Source organism: Citrobacter sp. 50677481, assembly GCF_001463265.1.
Taxonomy (GTDB): domain Bacteria; phylum Pseudomonadota; class Gammaproteobacteria; order Enterobacterales; family Enterobacteriaceae; genus Citrobacter_A; species Citrobacter_A sedlakii.
This window is the reverse complement of the sequence record NZ_LNHZ01000002.1, coordinates 1-19,244: the sequence shown is the minus strand read 5'-3', so window position 1 is coordinate 19,244 and position 19,244 is coordinate 1. Positions and strand designations below refer to the sequence as shown.

Annotated in this window: 18 protein-coding genes and 2 tRNA genes; 12 read left to right on the top strand and 8 right to left on the bottom strand. The window is 55.3% G+C overall.

The features are described 5' to 3' along the window. On the bottom strand, positions 1 to 345 hold the full coding sequence (locus tag APU02_RS02460; RefSeq protein ID WP_042288502.1) for a DUF2002 family protein: 345 nt from the start codon (positions 343 to 345) through the stop codon (positions 1 to 3). A gap of 162 nt (positions 346 to 507) precedes the next feature. Here APU02_RS02460 and APU02_RS02455 point away from each other — a divergent pair, with 162 nt between their 5' ends. The 8 genes from APU02_RS02455 (at position 508) to proX (ending at position 8,530) form a co-directional block, all read left to right on the top strand. Next, positions 508 to 834 carry a DUF883 domain-containing protein gene (locus APU02_RS02455; protein ID WP_042288505.1) on the top strand — a complete coding sequence of 109 codons (327 nt, stop codon included), beginning with the start codon at positions 508 to 510 and terminating at the stop codon, positions 832 to 834. Positions 835 to 1,172: 338 nt separating this feature from the next. Then, positions 1,173 to 1,418 carry a glutaredoxin-like protein NrdH gene (gene nrdH, locus APU02_RS02450; protein ID WP_060569140.1) on the top strand — a complete coding sequence of 82 codons (246 nt, stop codon included), beginning with the start codon at positions 1,173 to 1,175 and terminating at the stop codon, positions 1,416 to 1,418. Continuing rightward, positions 1,415 to 1,825, top strand: a complete 411-nt coding sequence (gene nrdI / locus APU02_RS02445; RefSeq protein ID WP_042288511.1) for a class Ib ribonucleoside-diphosphate reductase assembly flavoprotein NrdI — start codon at positions 1,415 to 1,417, stop codon at positions 1,823 to 1,825. The genes nrdH and nrdI overlap by 4 nt, the downstream gene beginning before the upstream one ends. Then, on the top strand, positions 1,798 to 3,942 hold the full coding sequence (gene nrdE / locus APU02_RS02440; RefSeq protein ID WP_060569139.1) for a class 1b ribonucleoside-diphosphate reductase subunit alpha: 2,145 nt from the start codon (positions 1,798 to 1,800) through the stop codon (positions 3,940 to 3,942). The genes nrdI and nrdE overlap by 28 nt, the downstream gene beginning before the upstream one ends. Positions 3,943 to 3,952: 10 nt before the next feature. After that, entirely contained in the window at positions 3,953 to 4,912 is a 960-nt protein-coding gene (nrdF, locus tag APU02_RS02435; protein ID WP_042288515.1) for a class 1b ribonucleoside-diphosphate reductase subunit beta, read from the top strand. A gap of 353 nt (positions 4,913 to 5,265) precedes the next feature. After that, positions 5,266 to 6,468 carry a glycine betaine/L-proline ABC transporter ATP-binding protein ProV gene (proV, locus tag APU02_RS02430; RefSeq protein WP_060569138.1) on the top strand — a complete coding sequence of 401 codons (1,203 nt, stop codon included), beginning with the start codon at positions 5,266 to 5,268 and terminating at the stop codon, positions 6,466 to 6,468. Further along, entirely contained in the window at positions 6,461 to 7,525 is a 1,065-nt protein-coding gene (gene proW / locus APU02_RS26015) for a glycine betaine/L-proline ABC transporter permease ProW (RefSeq protein ID WP_060569137.1), read from the top strand. Before proV ends, proW begins: the two co-directional genes overlap by 8 nt. Positions 7,526 to 7,534: 9 nt before the next feature. Further along, positions 7,535 to 8,530, top strand: coding sequence for a glycine betaine/L-proline ABC transporter substrate-binding protein ProX (gene proX, locus APU02_RS26010; RefSeq protein ID WP_042288521.1), 996 nt, complete (start codon positions 7,535 to 7,537; stop codon positions 8,528 to 8,530). Between the two features lie 52 nt (positions 8,531 to 8,582). On the opposite strand, the gene APU02_RS02415 is transcribed toward proX, so the two are convergent. Further along, the gene (locus APU02_RS02415) at positions 8,583 to 9,983 is read right to left on the bottom strand and encodes a DUF1996 domain-containing protein (protein WP_060569136.1); all 1,401 of its coding nucleotides are present in this window, start codon (positions 9,981 to 9,983) and stop codon (positions 8,583 to 8,585) included. Positions 9,984 to 10,193: 210 nt separating this feature from the next. Between APU02_RS02415 and APU02_RS02410 the strand changes: the two genes are divergently transcribed. From APU02_RS02410 to emrB, 4 genes are all read left to right on the top strand, one after another. Beyond that, positions 10,194 to 11,378, top strand: a complete 1,185-nt coding sequence (locus APU02_RS02410) for an MFS transporter (RefSeq protein ID WP_060569135.1) — start codon at positions 10,194 to 10,196, stop codon at positions 11,376 to 11,378. Between the two features lie 381 nt (positions 11,379 to 11,759). Further along, entirely contained in the window at positions 11,760 to 12,290 is a 531-nt protein-coding gene (gene mprA, locus APU02_RS02405; protein WP_042288528.1) for a transcriptional repressor MprA, read from the top strand. A gap of 123 nt (positions 12,291 to 12,413) precedes the next feature. Then, a complete protein-coding gene (gene emrA / locus APU02_RS02400) occupies positions 12,414 to 13,586 on the top strand; it encodes a multidrug efflux MFS transporter periplasmic adaptor subunit EmrA (RefSeq protein WP_042289046.1) in 1,173 nt (390 codons plus the stop codon). Positions 13,587 to 13,602: 16 nt separating this feature from the next. Next, entirely contained in the window at positions 13,603 to 15,141 is a 1,539-nt protein-coding gene (gene emrB, locus APU02_RS02395) for a multidrug efflux MFS transporter permease subunit EmrB (RefSeq protein ID WP_042288532.1), read from the top strand. Between the two features lie 100 nt (positions 15,142 to 15,241). Here emrB and luxS read toward each other — a convergent pair whose 3' ends face one another. The 6 genes from luxS to APU02_RS02365 form a co-directional block, all read right to left on the bottom strand. Beyond that, complete coding sequence (gene luxS, locus APU02_RS02390; RefSeq protein ID WP_060569134.1) at positions 15,242 to 15,757, bottom strand: S-ribosylhomocysteine lyase; 516 nt, start codon at positions 15,755 to 15,757, stop codon at positions 15,242 to 15,244. 149 nt (positions 15,758 to 15,906) lie between these two features. Then, complete coding sequence (gene gshA / locus APU02_RS02385) at positions 15,907 to 17,463, bottom strand: glutamate--cysteine ligase (protein WP_060569133.1); 1,557 nt, start codon at positions 17,461 to 17,463, stop codon at positions 15,907 to 15,909. Positions 17,464 to 17,539: 76 nt separating this feature from the next. Then, the gene (locus APU02_RS02380) at positions 17,540 to 17,968 is read right to left on the bottom strand and encodes a YqaA family protein (RefSeq protein WP_060569132.1); all 429 of its coding nucleotides are present in this window, start codon (positions 17,966 to 17,968) and stop codon (positions 17,540 to 17,542) included. After that, complete coding sequence (gene yqaB, locus APU02_RS02375) at positions 17,965 to 18,531, bottom strand: fructose-1-phosphate/6-phosphogluconate phosphatase (RefSeq protein WP_060569131.1); 567 nt, start codon at positions 18,529 to 18,531, stop codon at positions 17,965 to 17,967. The genes APU02_RS02380 and yqaB overlap by 4 nt, the downstream gene beginning before the upstream one ends. 269 nt (positions 18,532 to 18,800) lie before the next feature. After that, positions 18,801 to 18,877: transfer RNA gene (locus APU02_RS02370), tRNA-Arg, on the bottom strand. Positions 18,878 to 18,939: 62 nt separating this feature from the next. Next, a tRNA-Arg gene (locus APU02_RS02365) sits at positions 18,940 to 19,016 on the bottom strand. Positions 19,017 to 19,244 lie beyond the last annotated feature (228 nt).

Sequence of the window (19,244 nt, the reverse complement as noted above, 5' to 3'; positions counted from 1 at the left end):
TTATTTAGCCTCGCCAAACAGCCCATTTAAATATCGCTCAAGCGCAATACGCGAACTAAAGCCGTGCGGAATACCGTAATGTTCATGGGTCTCGCCGGCTAAATAAAGCGGAAAATGCTGGTAATGATCGCAGGTTTTTATTTCCGACGCAGGTTCCGCCAGCGATGAACTGCGCTCTTTCAGGGTAGGATGAATCACCAGCGCCGTGCGTCCCATGCGCGCTTCACGATTCACATAAACATAATTTTCGCCACGTCGATAACCGTACGCTTTCTGTGTCACCACATCGACGGTAAACCCCACTTTTTCAAGTACGCGCGCCACCTCGTCAGGTCGTAAATACATATATTTTCCTCGTTATCTTTTACTGCGGGCTTACCTTACCTGATTCAGCATTAGCAACGCTTTCAGAAAAGTCCATAAACACGCGATAACGCCGTGATGCGTCTCAGAAGTTAAAAATATGAACTAAACTGAAAAGCGACATCGAAATCACTGGAGGATCATATGTTTAACAGACCGAACCGCAACGATGTAGATGAAGGCGTGCAGGATATTCATAATGACGTCAACCAGTTAGCGGATAGCCTGGAAGCCGTGCTGAAGTCATGGGGTAGCGATGCGAAGGACGAAGCGGAAGCCGCGCGGCGTAAAGCGCAGGCGCTGCTGAAAGAGACCCGCGCGCGGATGCAGGGTCGTACCCGCGTTTCGCAAGCGGCACGTGACGCCGTTGGCTGCGCCGATACCTTTGTACGTGAGAAACCGTGGTGCAGCGTCGGAACGGCGGCGGCCATTGGGATCTTTGTTGGCGCGCTGTTGAGCCTGCGTCGCTAACCGCGTGACGCTTGTCCGGCCTGCCTGCACAGTGGGCCGGATAAGATTTCCCCCCGTTGCTCTACCGCCCTCCTCCCCTTTTGCCCCTTTAACATCGACGCCAGCGACCGAGCGCCTTCAACGTCAATGACCCACTGGATACCGCCATTCGACTCACTTGCGCCCATAGCAGCCCATTCCCGCTGAGCTCATCATCAGGACCACCATCAATCGGAATTTCCCATATCTTGTATGGTTGAAACTTATTTCAACTACATCTAGTATTCCCTTTATCAACTCACACTCAACCGACGCGTCACATCGCGCCGTTCTTTTCATTTTAAATGGAAATACGAATCATGCGCATTACTATTTACACTCGCAATGACTGTGTTCAATGCCACGCCACGAAACGGGCGATGGAAAGCCGGGGCTTTGACTTTGAGATGGTAAATGTCGACCTGAAACCCGACGCTGCGGATACGCTGCGCGCACAGGGCTTTCGCCAACTGCCAGTCGTCATTGCAGGAGACATCAGTTGGTCGGGATTCCGCCCGGACATGATCAACCGCCTGCATCCGGAACCGCGCGTGGCCAGCGCATGAACCCGCTCGTCTACTTCTCCAGCAGCTCCGAAAATACGCACCGTTTTATCCTGCGTCTGGGGCTGCCCGCCATTCGCATTCCGCTGAATGAACGCGAGCGTATCCGGGTAGACGAGCCGTACATTCTGGTAGTGCCCTCCTACGGGGGCGGCGGTACGGCGGGGGCGGTCCCCCGGCAGGTGATCCGCTTTTTAAACGATGAACACAACCGGGCGCTCATTCGCGGCGTCATTGCCTCGGGCAACCGCAACTTTGGTGAAGCCTACGGTCGCGCAGGCGACGTGATCGCCCAAAAATGCGCCGTTCCCTGGCTTTATCGCTTTGAGCTAATGGGTACGCCAGCCGACATTGAGAACGTCCGAAAAGGAGTAAGCGAATTTTGGCAACGACAACCGCAGAACGCGTAATGCAGGAAAAACGGGACTACCACGCGCTGAACGCGATGCTCAATCTGTACGATAAAGCAGGCCGTATTCAGTTCGAAAAAGACAGCGAGGCGGTGGATGCTTTTTTCGCCGCCCACGTTCGCCCTAACGCCGTGACGTTCAGCAGCCAGCAGGAACGACTCGACACGCTCGTTAACGAAGGCTATTACGATAGCGGCGTGTTGAGCCGCTACGATCGCCGGTTCGTGCTGGATTTGTTTGCTCACGCTCACGCCAGCGGTTTTCGCTTTCAAACCTTTCTCGGGGCGTGGAAGTTTTACACCAGCTATACGCTGAAAACCTTCGATGGCAAACGCTATCTGGAAGACTTTGAAGACCGGGTGGTGATGGTGGCGTTGACGCTCGCACAGGGGGATGAAACGCTGGCCACGCGGCTAACCGACGAAATGCTCTCGGGGCGCTTTCAGCCCGCCACGCCGACCTTTTTAAACTGCGGAAAACAGCAGCGTGGCGAACTGGTTTCCTGCTTCCTGCTGCGCATCGAAGACAATATGGAATCGATTGGCCGGGCGGTGAACGCCGCGCTCCAGCTATCAAAACGCGGCGGCGGCGTGGCGTTTCTGCTCTCTAACCTGAGGGAAGCGGGCGCGCCGATTAAGCGCATTGAGAATCAGTCCTCCGGGGTGATCCCGGTCATGAAGATGCTGGAAGACGCGTTTTCTTATGCCAACCAGCTCGGTGCGCGTCAGGGGGCGGGGGCGGTGTATTTGCATGCGCATCACCCGGATATCCTGCGCTTTCTCGATACCAAACGCGAAAACGCCGATGAAAAAATTCGCATCAAAACGCTCTCACTTGGGGTGGTGATCCCGGACGTGACCTTTCGGCTGGCAAAAGAGAACGCGCAAATGGCGCTGTTTTCTCCTTATGACGTGGAGCGCATCTACGGCAAACCGTTCGGCGATATCGCAGTTAGTGAGCTTTATGATGAGCTGGTCGCCGACGCGCGGGTGCGCAAAACATACATTAACGCCCGCGACTTCTTCCAGACGCTTGCGGAAATTCAGTTCGAATCCGGCTATCCGTACATCATGTTTGAGGATACGGTAAACCGCGCGAACCCCATTGCTGGCCGTATTAATATGAGCAACCTGTGCTCGGAAATTTTGCAGGTTAACAGCGCTTCCACCTATGATGAAAATCTCGACTACGCGCAGGTCGGCCACGACATTTCCTGCAATCTTGGCTCGCTGAATATCGCTCATACTATGGATTCGCCAGACATCGGGCGCACCGTGGAAACGGCTATCCGCGGCCTGACAGCGGTATCCGACATGAGCCACATCCGTAGCGTGCCGTCGATAGAGGCGGGCAACGCCGCGTCACATGCGATCGGGCTTGGGCAAATGAACCTGCACGGGTATCTGGCGCGCGAAGGCATTGCCTACGGCTCACCGGAAGGGCTGGATTTCACCAATCTTTACTTCTACACCATCACCTGGCATGCGCTAAACACCTCGATGCTGCTGGCGCGAGAGCGCGGTCAGACCTTTGCCGGATTCTCACAATCGCGTTACGCCAGCGGAGAATATTTCACCCAGTATTTGCAGGGCAACTGGCAGCCCAAAACAGAGAAAGTTCGCGCGCTGTTCGCCCGCAGCGGCATTACCCTGCCGACGCGCGAAATGTGGCAACAATTGTGCGACGACGTGATGCGCTACGGCATTTACAACCAGAATTTACAGGCGGTGCCGCCCACCGGCTCGATTTCGTACATTAATCATGCGACTTCCAGCATTCATCCGATTGTCTCGAAGGTGGAGATCCGCAAAGAGGGCAAGACCGGGCGCGTTTACTACCCTGCCCCGTTTATGACCAATGAAAACCTGGCGATGTATCAGGATGCGTATGAGATCGGCCCGGAAAAAATCATCGACACCTATGCCGAAGCGACGCGCCATGTGGATCAGGGGCTGTCGCTGACCCTGTTTTTCCCGGACACTGCGACCACTCGCGACATTAACAAAGCGCAGATTTACGCCTGGCGAAAAGGCATTAAGTCGCTGTATTACATCCGGCTGCGCCAGCTGGCGCTGGAAGGCACTGAAATTGAAGGCTGCGTCTCGTGCGCACTGTAAGGAGAGCGGAATGACATTAACACGCGTGAGCGCCATTAACTGGAACAAGATTCAGGATGACAAAGATCTGGAGGTGTGGAATCGCCTGACCAGCAACTTCTGGTTGCCGGAAAAGGTGCCGCTGTCGAACGATATTCCGGCATGGCAAAGTTTAAGCCCGGCGGAGCAACAGCTCACTATCCGCGTCTTTACCGGGCTGACGCTGCTCGACACCATTCAGAATATCGCTGGCGCGCCGTCGCTGATGGCCGATTCCCTCACTCCACACGAGGAGGCGGTGCTGTCGAACATCAGCTTTATGGAAGCCGTGCATGCCCGCTCCTACAGCTCAATCTTCTCGACGCTCTGTCAGACGAAAGATGTCGATGCCGCCTACGCGTGGAGTGAAGAAAACGCGCCGCTCCAGCGCAAAGCGCAGATTATTCTGGCGCATTACGCCCACGGCGAACCGCTGAAAAAGAAGATTGCCAGTGTTTTTCTTGAGTCTTTTCTGTTCTATTCCGGCTTCTGGCTGCCAATGTATTTCTCCAGCCGCGGCAAACTGACCAACACCGCCGATCTGATCCGCCTCATCATCCGCGACGAGGCGGTGCATGGCTATTACATTGGCTATAAGTACCAGAAAGGACTGGAGAAACTGCCGGAACCGACGCGTGAAGAACTGAAGAACTTCGCGCTGGATTTACTGATGGATCTGTACGACAACGAAGTCCGCTATACCGAAGAACTGTATGCCGACACCGGCTGGGCGGAGGACGTGAAAGCGTTTCTCTGCTACAACGCCAATAAAGCGCTGATGAACCTCGGCTATGACGCGCTGTTTCCGGCAGAGATGGCGGAGGTTAACCCGGCGATTCTCGCGGCGCTGTCGCCAAACGCGGATGAAAACCATGACTTTTTCTCCGGTTCAGGCTCGTCCTACGTCATGGGCAAAGCCGTCGAAACCGAAGATGAAGACTGGAATTTTTAACGCAAATTATCTTAAAAATAGCCCGACAGTTTTCGGGTAAATATTTTTACGGATCGCGTTTTTATCACACAAATATCGTCGAGTGAACTACACTCATTCACTGATGCCTTATTCGCCTGAATGCTTCCTCATCCAGGCGAATTTTGCCTGTCCGTGTCCACAAATATCATTTTTTTACACTTGCGATCAGCCCTTATATCACGGGGAATTCCGGCAAATTCCCCCTGGGGCTATTTCACCAATTCACACATTCAGGGTTGTCTCAGATTCTCAGTATGTTAGGGTAGAAAAAAGTGACTATTTCTATCGGGTAACATATCGACATAAATAAATAACGGGAATCTTTCTATTGCATGGCAATTAAATTAGAAGTTAAGAATCTATACAAGGTATTTGGAGAGCATCCGCAACGCGCCTTCAAGTATATTGAAAAAGGACTTTCGAAAGAGCAAATTCTGGAAAAAACAGGGCTATCGCTTGGCGTAAAAGACGCCAGTCTGGCCATTGAAGAAGGCGAGATATTTGTCATCATGGGATTATCCGGTTCGGGTAAATCCACAATGGTACGCCTTCTCAATCGCCTGATTGAACCCACCCGCGGACAGGTACTGATCGACGGCGTGGATATTGCAAAAATATCCGAAGCTGAACTTCGCGAGGTGCGCAGAAAAAAGATTGCGATGGTCTTCCAGTCATTTGCGCTGATGCCGCATATGACCGTGCTGGATAATACGGCTTTCGGCATGGAATTAGCAGGCGTCTCCGCCGAGGAACGCCGGGAAAAAGCGCTGGACGCCTTACGCCAGGTCGGTCTGGAGAATTACGCGCACGCCTGGCCTGACGAACTTTCCGGCGGCATGCGTCAGCGTGTTGGTCTGGCCCGCGCCTTAGCCATTAACCCTGACATTTTATTAATGGACGAGGCCTTCTCAGCCCTCGACCCGTTAATTCGTACCGAAATGCAGGATGAACTGGTAAAACTGCAGGCAAAGCATCAGCGCACAATTGTGTTTATTTCCCACGATCTCGACGAAGCGATGCGCATTGGCGACCGTATCGCCATTATGCAAAATGGCGAAGTGGTCCAGGTCGGTACACCGGACGAAATTCTCAATAATCCGGCCAATGATTATGTGCGCACATTCTTCCGTGGCGTTGATATTAGCCAGGTGTTTAGCGCGAAAGATATTGCCCGTCGCAGTCCGGTGGGGCTGATTCGTAAAACGCCAGGTTTCGGCCCGCGTTCGGCACTGAAATTATTGCAGGATGAAGACCGGGAATTTGGCTACGTAATTGAGCGCGGAAATAAATATGTGGGCGTGGTTTCTATCGACTCATTAAAAAGCGCATTAAGCCAGACTCAGGGGATCGAAGGCGCGTTAATTGACGAACCGCTGGCCGTTGATGCGCAAACTCCGCTTAGCGAGTTGCTCTCTCATGTTGGACAGGCGCCGTGCGCGGTGCCGGTTGTCGATGAAGAACAACAGTATGTCGGCATCATTTCAAAACGCATGCTGCTACAGGCTTTAGATCGCGAGGGGGCAAATAATGGCTGATCAATCGAATCCGTGGGATACCGCACCGGCGGCCGATAGCGCCGCTCAGTCCGCCGACGCCTGGGGCTCGGCGGCCAGCACGCCGACTGACGGCGGTGGCGCAGACTGGCTGACCAGCGCGCCCGCACCGGCGCCAGAGCATTTTTCTATTCTGGATCCGTTCCATAAAACCCTGATCCCGCTCGACAGCTGGGTCACGCACGGGATCGACTGGGTCGTAACCCATTTCCGTCCCGTTTTCCAGGGCATACGTGTCCCGGTGGATTACATTCTTAACGGCTTTCAGCAACTGTTGCTGGGTATGCCTGCGCCGATAGCGATTGTTATTTTCGCCCTGCTCGCCTGGCAGATCTCCGGCGTTGGGATGGGCGTGGCGACGCTGATCTCGCTGATCGCGATCGGCGCGATCGGCGCCTGGTCGCAGGCGATGATTACCCTGGCGTTGGTACTGACCGCCCTGCTGTTCTGCGTGGCGATTGGCCTGCCGATGGGGATCTGGCTGGCGCGCAGTCCGCGCGCGGCGAAGATCGTCCGGCCACTGCTCGACGCCATGCAGACCACGCCCGCGTTCGTGTACCTGGTGCCGATTGTGATGCTGTTCGGTATCGGCAACGTGCCAGGCGTGGTAGTGACCATTATCTTTGCGCTGCCGCCTATTGTCCGTCTGACGATTCTTGGCATCAACCAGGTGCCGGCGGACCTGATCGAGGCATCACGTTCGTTCGGCGCCAGCCCGCGGCAGATGCTGTTTAAGGTTCAGTTACCGCTGGCGATGCCGACCATTATGGCTGGCGTCAACCAGACGCTGATGCTGGCGCTGTCGATGGTGGTTATCGCCTCGATGATTGCCGTCGGCGGTCTGGGTCAGATGGTGCTGCGCGGTATTGGCCGTCTCGATATGGGGCTGGCGACCGTCGGCGGGGTGGGGATTGTGATCCTCGCCATTATTCTTGACCGCCTGACTCAGGCCGTCGGTCGCGATTCCCGCAGTCGCGGCAACCGTCGCTGGTATACCACCGGCCCTGTCGGGTTACTTACCCGCCCATTTACAAAATAAGGAACAACGATGCGACATAGCGTACTTTTTGCCACAGCGTTTGCCACCCTTGTCTCTACCAGCACGTTCGCGGCTGACCTGCCGGGCAAAGGCATTACCGTTCAACCGGTACAGAGCACCATCACCGAAGAAACTTTCCAGACGCTGCTGGTGAGCCGCGCGCTGGAAAAACTGGGTTACACCGTCAGCAAGCCGAGCGAGGTCGACTATAACGTCGGCTACACCTCCATCGCCTCTGGCGATGCCACCTTTACCGCCGTGAACTGGCAGCCGCTGCATGATGATATGTATGCCGCAGCAGGCGGCGACAAGAAGTTTTATCGCGAGGGAGTCTTTGTTACCGGCGCGGCGCAAGGGTATCTGATCGATAAGAAAACCGCCGAGCAGTACAACATCACCAATATCGCCCAGTTAAAAGATCCGAAGATTGCAAAGATTTTTGACACCAACGGCGACGGAAAAGCGAACATGATGGGCTGCTCGCCGGGCTGGGGCTGTGAAGCAGTAATTAATCACCAGAACACAGCGTTCGATCTGGAAAAAACCGTTGAGGTCAGCCACGGTAACTATGCGGCGATGATGGCCGACACCATCACCCGATTTAAAGAGGGCAAACCGATTCTGTATTATACCTGGACGCCATACTGGGTGAGCGACGTTATGAAGCCGGGCAAAGATGTGGTCTGGCTGCAGGTGCCGTTCTCTTCCCTGCCTGGCGAGCAGAAGGACATTGATACCAAATTGCCTAATGGTGCGAACTATGGCTTCCCGGTGAACACCATGCACATCGTCGCCAACAAAGCCTGGGCCGAGAAAAACCCGGCGGCGGCGAAACTGTTCGCAATCATGAAGCTGCCGCTGGCGGACATCAACGCGCAAAACGCGATGATGCATGCGGGTAAAGCCTCAGAAGCCGACGTTCAGGGTCATGTGGACGGCTGGATCAAAGCCCACCAGCAGCAGTTTGACGGCTGGGTGAACGACGCGCTGGCCGCACAGAAGTAAGGTTTACCTCTTGCCGGATAAGGTGCTCAGGCCCCTTATCCGGCACAGGCAATTATCTCTCCGGCGTCTTTTTATAGCCCGTCAGCATGAGCACCAGGCTTTCCCGTGTGTCTGCATTGTTGAACTGATAATGATTCCCCTGGCGATCGCCGCCGATATACCACGCGATTTCCGTTTTCCCCTCGGTCAGCGCCTTGCGCACGGCTTTGTCCACGTCCACCATCCGGTATTCTTTCGCGTTATTAAGATACAACACGGCATCTGAACGATAGTGACAGGCCGGGCGATTTTGCCAGGTGACACTGTGCGGATCCCAGTCGCTGCTGGTCGGGTAGAAGAAGATTTGATCCGCGCCGTTGCTCTCGACCTTGCCGCCATAAATACGGATGCGATATTTAAACAATGACGGATCCTGCCCCGCCGGTAGCGCCGGGATCGCGAATTTCACCAACGTCATGGTTTCCGGGTTATGCGTGCGCCCGCCGTTTTGCCAGTTATCCTGAATCAGCAGCTTTTCCGCCGCATTGGTTACTGTCTCCGGCTGCTCGCTGCTGATCCACGTCGCCACCGCCTTTTCATAGCGATACGGTACGTTCAGCCCGCAGTCCATACCGTTGTTCATGCACAGTTCCGTCATAAAGCGCGCGCCGTCCTCCGTCCAACCGTTCATAAAGTCGGCATGTGCGGTGTAGATGCTTCCCCAGCGTTCTTCACGCTCGTCGCCGTTCATGATCGGGTCGAGAGAAAGCTGCGCTTTTGCGGTGTCCAGCGACGTAATTCCCGGGATCACATACGCCACGTTCATGTTTACCGTCGGGATTTTCACCGGATAGCCGGACGGACACTGACCGTTGCTGTCATAGGCGGCGTTTGGCATACCATGACCGGGTTTCAGGTGAATACCGTCCCAGCAGTCTGGAAACTGGATGCCAATGTTGAACTGTACCGCGTCCCCCGCTTTACGCAGACCGCATACTTCTCCGGCTTTGGTGGTATAGCCTTTCCCGTTGGCGCACAAAAAAGTAATGCGGGGATTTGGCGCCGCGCCGTGGTGATCGCCCGCCAGCAGTGAAAGTCCCGCCGGAAACGGATGTAGCGGATACTCTGTCGTATTTTTGGCCTGATAGTAGGTTTTTTGATAGGCAGGGGGCACTACCGTCCCGTTCGGCAATTTCAGCGACGGGGCCCAGTACGCGGAGCTGTCCGCTTTATTATCGCAAGTGGTTTCTTCCTTCGCCCGCAGCGTCGGGTAAGTGGATACCGCATCGGTATGGGTATTACCGAAGAAGTCATGCCACATCGCCTGGTTCGGCATGCCAAACATCATGATGGCGTCATCGCCCAGCGTGTGGCTGTAGCCGCATACCACATGCGCCTGCGGTGCGGCATATGCGGGCGCTATTGCGGCGGTCATCAATAGGGAAAGTCCTGTCAACGTCGTGCTCAGTTTCATCGTCATCTCCTGTGATGAAAAAGAACATTGGTAACAGAGCGACGCGCCGCCACCGAACGCTTTCGCGACCGATTTTCTTCAGTTTGCCGGTTTCCCCCTCGCTTCGTGAAAAACGCACAATCGATCACCTCGCGATGTGCCAACAATCATTGACTTCCGCTATGATTGATTCCCCTGGAAATCATCACCTGACTGACGATAACAAACATAATGACAAAAAATACTCACCCGCTTAGCCCGGCGCTGATCGTGCTTATGTCGGTAGCGACGGGCCTGGCGGTTGCCAGCAATTATTATGCGCAGCCGCTGCTCGACACCATCGCCAACAATTTCTCTCTATCTGCCAGCTCTGCGGGATTTATTGTCACCGCCGCACAGTTGGGCTATGCCGCCGGCCTGCTGTTTTTGGTGCCGCTTGGCGATATGTTTGAGCGCCGGACGCTGATTGTCTCGATGACGCTGCTGGCCGCAGGCGGAATGCTCATTACCGCCAGTAGCCAGTCGCTGACGATGATGATCCTCGGCACCGCGCTGACCGGACTGTTTTCGGTGGTCGCCCAGATTCTGGTGCCGTTGGCGGCGACCCTCGCCACACCGGACAAGCGTGGTAAGGTGGTCGGCACGATTATGAGCGGATTGTTGCTCGGTATCCTGCTGGCGCGGACGGTAGCGGGCTTACTTGCCAGTCTCGGCGGCTGGCGCACCGTATTCTGGGTAGCCTCTGCGCTTATGGCGCTGATGGCTGTCGCCCTGTGGCGCGGCTTGCCAAAAATGAAGTCAGAGACGCATCTCAATTATCCGCAATTGCTCGGTTCGGTATTCAGCCTGTTTACCCGCGATAAATTGCTGCGTACGCGCGCGCTGCTGGGTTGTCTGACCTTCGCCAACTTCAGCATCCTCTGGACATCAATGGCCTTTTTATTGGCGGCGCCGCCGTTCAGCTATTCCGAAGGGATGATAGGCCTGTTTGGGCTGGCGGGCGCCGCGGGGGCGCTGGGCGCGCGTCCGGCGGGCGGCTTCGCCGATAAGGGACATTCTCATCTCACCACCACCTACGGTTTGCTATTGCTGCTGCTTTCCTGGCTCGCTATCTGGCTGGGGCACGCCTCGGTACTGGCATTGATCGTCGGGATTCTGGTGCTGGATCTCACGGTGCAGGGCGTACACATTACCAACCAGACGGTGATTTACCGGCTCTACCCGGATGCCCGTAACCGACTTACCGCAGGCTATATGACCAGCTATTTTATCGGCGGCGCCGCCGGTTCGTTAGTTTCAGCCTCTGCCTGGCAACTTGCCGGATGGGCAGGCGTGTGCCTGGCGGGAACCACCGTTGCCGTACTCAACTTGTTGGTCTGGTGGCGAGGATTTCATCGACAGGAAGCCGCAAATTAATCGGTTAGCGAGCGTTTACCTCTGTTTCGGCTCCTTAGGGTGTTAAGGAGCCCCCCAGTCTGTTAAGGTTATAGCAATCATTTACCCTGGTTATTTTAACATTGGTGATATCGCATAAATTTCTATGGAAAGCCCCACTCCCCTTTCCGAACCCAACCCGGCGCCATGCATGGAAGGATTCACCGAAAGCTTATCCACCGTCATGAGTAACCTGCCCGCCGCGTTTTCCTATCCCCATTGTCGGGTGCCCTGAGCTACGGATTAGCCTCAGAGGCGCTGGCGATTTTATAACCCGTAAGAATCATTTTGCTTTAATAATACATTTACTTTATTTGTCACTGTCGTTACTATATCGGCTGAAATTAATGAGGTCATGCCCAAATGGATAGTTCGTTTACGCCCATTGAACAAATGCTAAAGTTTCGCGCCAGCCGCCACGAAGACTTTCCGTATCAGGAAGTGTTGCTCACCCGTCTTTGCATGCACATGCAGGGCAAGCTGCTGGAAAACCGCAATAAAATGCTGAAGGCTCAGGGGATTAACGAGACGTTGTTTATGGCGTTGATTACGCTGGAGTCTCAGGAAAACCACAGCATTCAGCCTTCTGAACTGAGTTGTGCGCTGGGTTCGTCCCGTACTAACGCAACGCGTATCGCGGATGAACTGGAAAAGCGCGGCTGGATAGAACGCCGCGAAAGCGACAACGATCGCCGTTGCCTGCACCTGCAGTTGACCGAAAAAGGCCACGAATTTCTGCGCGAGGTGTTACCGCCGCAGCATCACTGCCTGCACCAGCTGTGGTCCTCCCTTAGCACCGCAGAAAAAGATCAGCTTGAGCACATCACCCGTAAGCTTCTGACGCGTCTCGATCAGATGGACCAGGATGGCGCCATTCTTGAGGCGCTGAGCTAACGCGTCGACTCGCTCAATAATCCAGATTAAGAAAGAAAACTGACTGGCCAGCACCCGCGCGTGCTGGCCTTTCTGATAAACAGTTCGGCCAAGCCGACAAAAAATAAGATCGTGGAGAACAACATGAGCGCAAATGCGGAGATGCAAACCCCGCAGCAACCGGTCAAAAAGAAAAGCAAACGTAAAAGTACGCTGATTCTGCTGACCTTGCTCTTTATCGTTATTGCCGTGGCATATGGGATCTATTGGTTTTTAGTATTGCGTCATTTCGAAGAAACGGATGATGCGTACGTGGCAGGGAACCAGGTTCAAATCATGGCGCAGGTATCCGGCAGCGTGACGAAAGTCTGGGCGGATAACACGGACTTTATCAAACAGGGCGATGTCCTCGTCACCCTCGACCAGACGGATGCGAAGCAGGCGTTCGAAAAGGCGAAGACCGCGCTGGCCTCCAGCGTTCGTCAGACGCATCAGTTGATGATCAACAGCAAACAGTTGCAGGCGAACATTGACGTGCAAAAAACCGCCCTCGCCCAGGCGCAAAGCGACTTTAAACGTCGCGTGCCGCTGGGTAACGCCAACCTGATTGGTCGCGAAGAACTGCAACATGCCCGCGACGCGGTTGCCAGCGCCCAGGCGCAGCTTGACGTCGCCATACAGCAATATAACGCGAATCAGGCGATGATCCTGAACAGCAAGCTCGAAGATCAGCCTGCTGTTCAGCAGGCGGCGACCGAAGTGCGTAATGCCTGGCTGGCGCTTGAACGTACGCGGATCGTTAGTCCGATCACCGGTTATGTCTCTCGACGCGCCGTACAGCCCGGCGCTCAGATCAGCCCGACAACGCCGTTGATGGCCGTTGTTCCGGCCACGAATCTGTGGGTCGACGCCAACTTTAAAGAAACCCAACTGGCGCATATGCGTATCGGCCAACCGGCAACGGTGGTCAGCGACATCTACGGCGATGACGTTAAATACACGGGTAAGGTCGTCGGTCTCGATATGGGGACAGGCAGCGCTTTCTCCCTGCTGCCCGCGCAGAACGCGACCGGCAACTGGATCAAAGTGGTACAGCGTCTACCGGTTCGTATCGAACTGGACGAGCAGCAGTTAGCCCAGCACCCGCTGCGCATTGGTTTATCTACGCTGGTGACCGTCGATACGGCTAACCGTGACGGACAGGTACTGGCAAGTACCGTGCGCAGCACACCGGTTGCGGAAAGTAACGCTCGCGAGATCGACCTTGCGCCGGTGAATAAACTGATCGAAGAGATTGTGCAGGCCAACGCCGGCTAATTCCGAGGTGCGTGTTATGCAACAGCAAAAACCGCTGGAGGGCGCGCAGCTCGTCATCATGACGATTGCGCTGTCGCTGGCGACATTCATGCAGGTGCTGGACTCCACCATTGCTAACGTGGCGATCCCCACCATCGCCGGGAACCTCGGCTCCTCCCTGAGCCAGGGAACGTGGGTGATCACCTCCTTCGGGGTGGCGAACGCCATCTCGATTCCTATTACGGGCTGGCTGGCAAAGCGCGTCGGGGAAGTGAAACTGTTCATGTGGTCTACGGTGGCGTTTGCCATCGCCTCGTGGGCATGCGGCGTCTCCAGCAGCCTGAACATGCTGATCTTCTTCCGCGTGGTTCAGGGGATCGTCGCCGGGCCGCTGATCCCACTCTCCCAGAGCTTACTGCTGAATAACTACCCGCCCGCCAAACGTTCTATCGCGCTGGCGCTGTGGTCGATGACCGTCATCGTCGCACCGATCTGCGGCCCGATTCTGGGTGGCTACATCAGTGACAACTACCATTGGGGCTGGATCTTCTTCATCAACGTCCCCATCGGGATCGCGGTGGTGCTGATGACGCTGCAAACCCTGCGCGGTCGCGAAACCCGTACTGAGCAACGACGGATTGACGCCATCGGTCTGGCGCTGTTGGTGGTGGGTATCGGGAGCTTGCAGATTATGCTCGACCGGGGGAAAGAGCTGGACTGGTTCGCCTCGCAGGAGATCATCATTCTGACGGTGGTGGCGGTGGTCGCCATTAGCTTCCTGATTGTCTGGGAGCTGACCGACGATAACCCCATTGTCGATCTCTCGCTCTTTAAGTCGCGCAACTTCACTATCGGCTGTTTGTGTATCAGCCTTGCCTACATGCTTTACTTCGGGGCGATTGTGTTGCTACCGCAGCTTTTGCAGGAGGTCTACGGCTATACTGCGACGTGGGCGGGTCTGGCCTCGGCGCCCGTTGGGATAATCCCGGTGATCCTGTCGCCGATTATTGGCCGCTTCGCGCATAAGCTGGATATGCGCAGACTGGTGACGTTCAGCTTCATTATGTACGCCGTCTGCTTCTACTGGCGCGCCTACACGTTTGAGCCGGGAATGGACTTTGGCGCTTCGGCCTGGCCGCAGTTTATCCAGGGCTTCGCGGTGGCCTGCTTCTTTATGCCGCTGACCACCATCACGCTGTCGGGACTGCCGCCTGAACGCCTGGCGGCGGCATCAAGTTTGTCGAACTTTACGCGAACGCTGGCAGGCTCCATTGGCACCTCGATCACCACAACCCTGTGGACCAATCGGGAATCAATGCACCATGCGCAGTTGACCGAGTCGGTGAACCCGTATAACCCGAACGCCCAGGCAATGTACGATCAGCTTCAGGGCATGGGGATGACGCAGCAGCAGGCGTCAGGCTGGATCGCCCAGCAGATCACTAACCAGGGACTGATCATCTCGGCCAACGAGATTTTCTGGATGTCGGCAGGCATCTTCCTGATATTGCTTGGCCTGGTCTGGTTCGCCAAACCGCCCTTCGGCGCAGGTGGCGGTGGCGGCGGCGCGCACTGATTAAAAAGGCCAGTTCAGATGAACTGGCCTTTTTTATGCCGGGCGGCGTTTATCCGTGGTCGACCGGTAAGGCGCGTAGCCTTGCTATCCGGCAACGCAACTAGATATGCAGTTCCTGCAATTTTTCTTTCGGCAGCGCCAGTTCTTCGTTGCTGTTGACGCGAACGTCGCGCTCCAGAATGTGGCGGGCAATCTCCTGCGCTTCGCTCAGGGAATGCATCTGGTACGTGCCGCATTGATAGACGTTCAGTTCCGGGATCTGATTCTGATCCTGCACTTTCAGTACGTCAGCCATCGCCGCTTTCCACGCATCCGCCACGCGCTGCTCGTCTGGCGTACCGATCAGACTCATGTAAAACCCGGTGCGGCAGCCCATCGGCGAGATGTCGATAATCTCAACGCCGTTACCGTTGAGGTGATTACGCATAAAGCCTGCAAACAGATGCTCCAGCGTGTGGATCCCTTTCTCCGGCATCACCTCTTTGTTGGGGATGCAGAAACGCAGGTCAAACACGGTAATTGCGTCGCCGTGCGGGGTGTTCATCGTTTTCGCAACGCGGACGGCAGGTGCTTCCATCCGGGTATGATCGACAGTGAAGCTATCTAACAACGGCATTTAGCCACCTCCGATATTATTTTTTAAAATAAACTGAACTCTTCGTTTCGGGGCGAGTCTGAGTATATGAAAGACGCGCATTTGTTATCATCATCCCTGATTTCAGAGATGAAATTTTGGCCACTCACGAGTGGCCTTTTTCTTGTCTGTCAGGCCTGTTTTTCCAGCCAGCGTTCAAAGGGTTCGCTGTCCGCCGCTTCCACCTCACGTTGACGCCGTAAAGATGCCTCGCGTTCAGCGATAAATTCTTCTTCCTGCAAGATCTCCAGCGGCTCTTCGCGCAGCACATTACGCCAGGCTTCGCCCAGCGCTTTACCGGTGCCGCCAATCCCGTTGTCGATCATCGAACGCAGGATCCGCGCCGAAAACGTCAGTTCCGGGTTATCAAAACAGGCGACCAGTTCGTCGCACACTTTCTGATAATCCTCTCCACCGTGAATGCTGTCCAGCGTTTGCGCTACGCGTTTGAGATCGCGGAACAGATCTTTTCCGACTTTCGTCAGCGGGAACTGCGCGGTTTCGCAGCCAATCCCCAGCGTCAGCCCCGGCTTGCGCCCTTCCAGAATCACCCGATTCCAGTTGGTACGCGTACACTGCAGCTCGCCGCTGCTCATTTCCGGCGCGTCGGCCAGCACGCACCAGACCATGAACAGATCGAGGAAACGCACCTGTTGCTCGTCAACGCCAATTGGCGAGAAGGGATTGATATCCAGCGAGCGAACTTCAATGTATTCAATGCCGCCGCGCAGCAGTGCGTCTGAAGGCGACTCTCCGCTACGGGTCACGCGTTTGGGACGGATTGGCGCATACAGCTCATTTTCGATTTGCAGCACGTTGCTGTTGATCTGCAGTCGCTTACCGTCTTTCTCGATACCAATGGCCGCGTATTCTTCTGACGGCGTTTTGATCGCGCGTTTCAATCCTGCCACATAGTCGTGCAGATCGTTAAACGTAATACCGAGATTACTTTGCGATTTATTGGTATAGCCGAGATCGCTCAGGCGCAGCGAGGTCGCGTACGGCAGGTAGTACATGCCGCAGTCGGTTTTCTCGAAGGGCAGCGTGGTCGGTTTCCCCTGCAGGAAGGAAGAACAGATCGCCGGCGACGCGCCAAACAGGTACGGAATGACCCAGCCGAAGCGATAGTAGTTGCGGATCAGGCGAAAATAGCCAGCCGAGATTTTCTCTTTTGCCGCTTCGCCGTCCATCTCGCCGCACTTCGCCTGCCAGAACGCCATCGGCAGGGAAAAGTTATAATGCACGCCGGAGATCGTCTGCATTAGCGCGCCGTAACGGTTTTTCAACCCTTCGCGGTACAGTGTTTTCATCCGCCCGACATTCGAGGTGCCGTATTGCGCCAGTTCGATATCCTGCCCTTCCGCGATGTAACAGGGCATACTCAGCGGCCACATGCGCTCATCGCCCAGTTTTCTGGCGGTGTAGCGGTGCAGATCGCGCATGAACGTCAGCATATGCTGAATGTCACCGTCCACCGGCGTAATGAATTCCAGCAGCGCTTCGGCAAAATCCGTGGTGATCCATTTATGCGTCAGCGCCGAGCCCAGCGCTTCCGGATGCCCCGTTGTCGCTAGGGTACCGTCAGCATTCACGCGCAGCGTTTCGCGCTCCAGCCCGCGCTGTATGCCTTTTAGAGCCTGTGGATGTCTTTCCAGCCAGGTCAGAGCCTGTGATACGTCCGGGATCAAATTGACCTCCCGCCTGTCAAAATCGTTTTAATTAGCATAATTGTAGTGGTTGCCCTGAAGGCTATTCCAGGCACAATTAGTGCCACCATAAAGAGCCCTGAATGGTTGCAGCCGCGACGACAATATAGCGCAGCGCTTTGCCAAGGCATAAAAAAAAGAGCACTGGTCCCCACGGGAGGCGCATCCACCCCGCTAACAGGCACAGTAAATCGCCCACTACCGGCATCCAGCTTAATAATAGTGCCACCGCGCCATAGCGGTTAAGCCAGCCTGATGCTTTCTCCTGCCAGCGCGATGTTTTGCGTAGCGGAAAGAAACGCCCAAGGATAACGTTAGTTAGCCCTCCAAGGCTATTACCCATTGTTGCTGTTATGACTAAGACCCAGGGATGAGAAATCCCGGAAAGCAGCATGGCAACCAGAACGACCTCAGAGTTGCCAGGCAACAGCGTCGCACTGAGAAAACTGCTGGCGAACAAAGAGAAGAGCGACAGTACGTCACTCACAGCAAACGCACATCCACGACATCCATGCCTGCGGCGCGTGCTGCCTGCACGCCAAAATCAGCGTCTTCAAATACCACACAGCGAGCCGGAGGCACGCCCATGCGTTCTGCGCAGAGAAGAAAGGTATCCGGCGCCGGTTTATGGTGCAGTACGTGGTCAGCGGCAATCACGGCGTCAAAATAACGACGCAGGCCCAGGTGCGCCAGCAACGCTTCGGCAACGGCGCTTTCACTGCCGGTGCCAACCGCCATCGGACGACGACCATGCCATGCCTTCACAACCTCGACCAACGGCAAGGGTTCGACGCTGTCGAGCAACATGCGTTTTACCGCCGCGGTTTTTTCTTGCGCCAATGCGTGCGGATCGAGGTCCGCCTGGTTCAGTTCAATGATCGCCTGCGCGATACGCCAGGTCGGTGAACCGTTAAGCGCGATCATCGCCTGAAGATCGAAATGCATACCGTAACGGCTTAATACTTCGTCCCACGCCTTACGGTGTGTCGGCTCAGTATCCAGGATGGTGCCATCCATATCGAAAATCAGACCCGCATAACGTTCGTACATTGTGTTCTCGCAAACCGTAGAAACCAGACGTTATTTTATCGTAATGGCGGGATTTTGTCGCTGACGGCGAAAGTGAGGATTGTTCAGGGAAGAAGAAACAATTAAAACGGGAAGTATGGGGATTATCTCAGAGAAGATGGTGCATCCGGGAGGATGACTCGGCTGCGCCTCGCCCTTCGGGCCATTGCTTAAGCAACGTTATCCTCCCTGGTGCTTACGGTAAATCCGCAGCCCCTCAAACAACAGCGTGGTTATTGTTTCGGAGAAGATGGTGCATCCGGGAGGATTCGAACCTCCGACCGCTCGGTTCGTAGCCGAGTACTCTATCCAGCTGAGCTACGGATGCATCGGAAAACTTGCTTTACTGCCGATACTGATATGACGGCTGGCGTTATATCAAGCAAGGAATGGTGCATCCGGGAGGATTCGAACCTCCGACCGCTCGGTTCGTAGCCGAGTACTCTATCCAGCTGAGCTACGGATGCATCGGAAAACTTATTTTACTGCCGATATTGATATGACGGCTGGCGTTATATCAAGCAAGGAATGGTGCATCCGGGAGGATGACTCGGCTTCGCCTCGCCTTTCGGGCCGTTGCCTGGGCAACGTTATCCTCTCTGGTGCTTGCGGTAAATCCGCAGCCCCTGAAACAACAGCGTGACTATTGTCTCGGAGAAGATGGTGCATCCGGGAGGATTCGAACCTCCGACCGC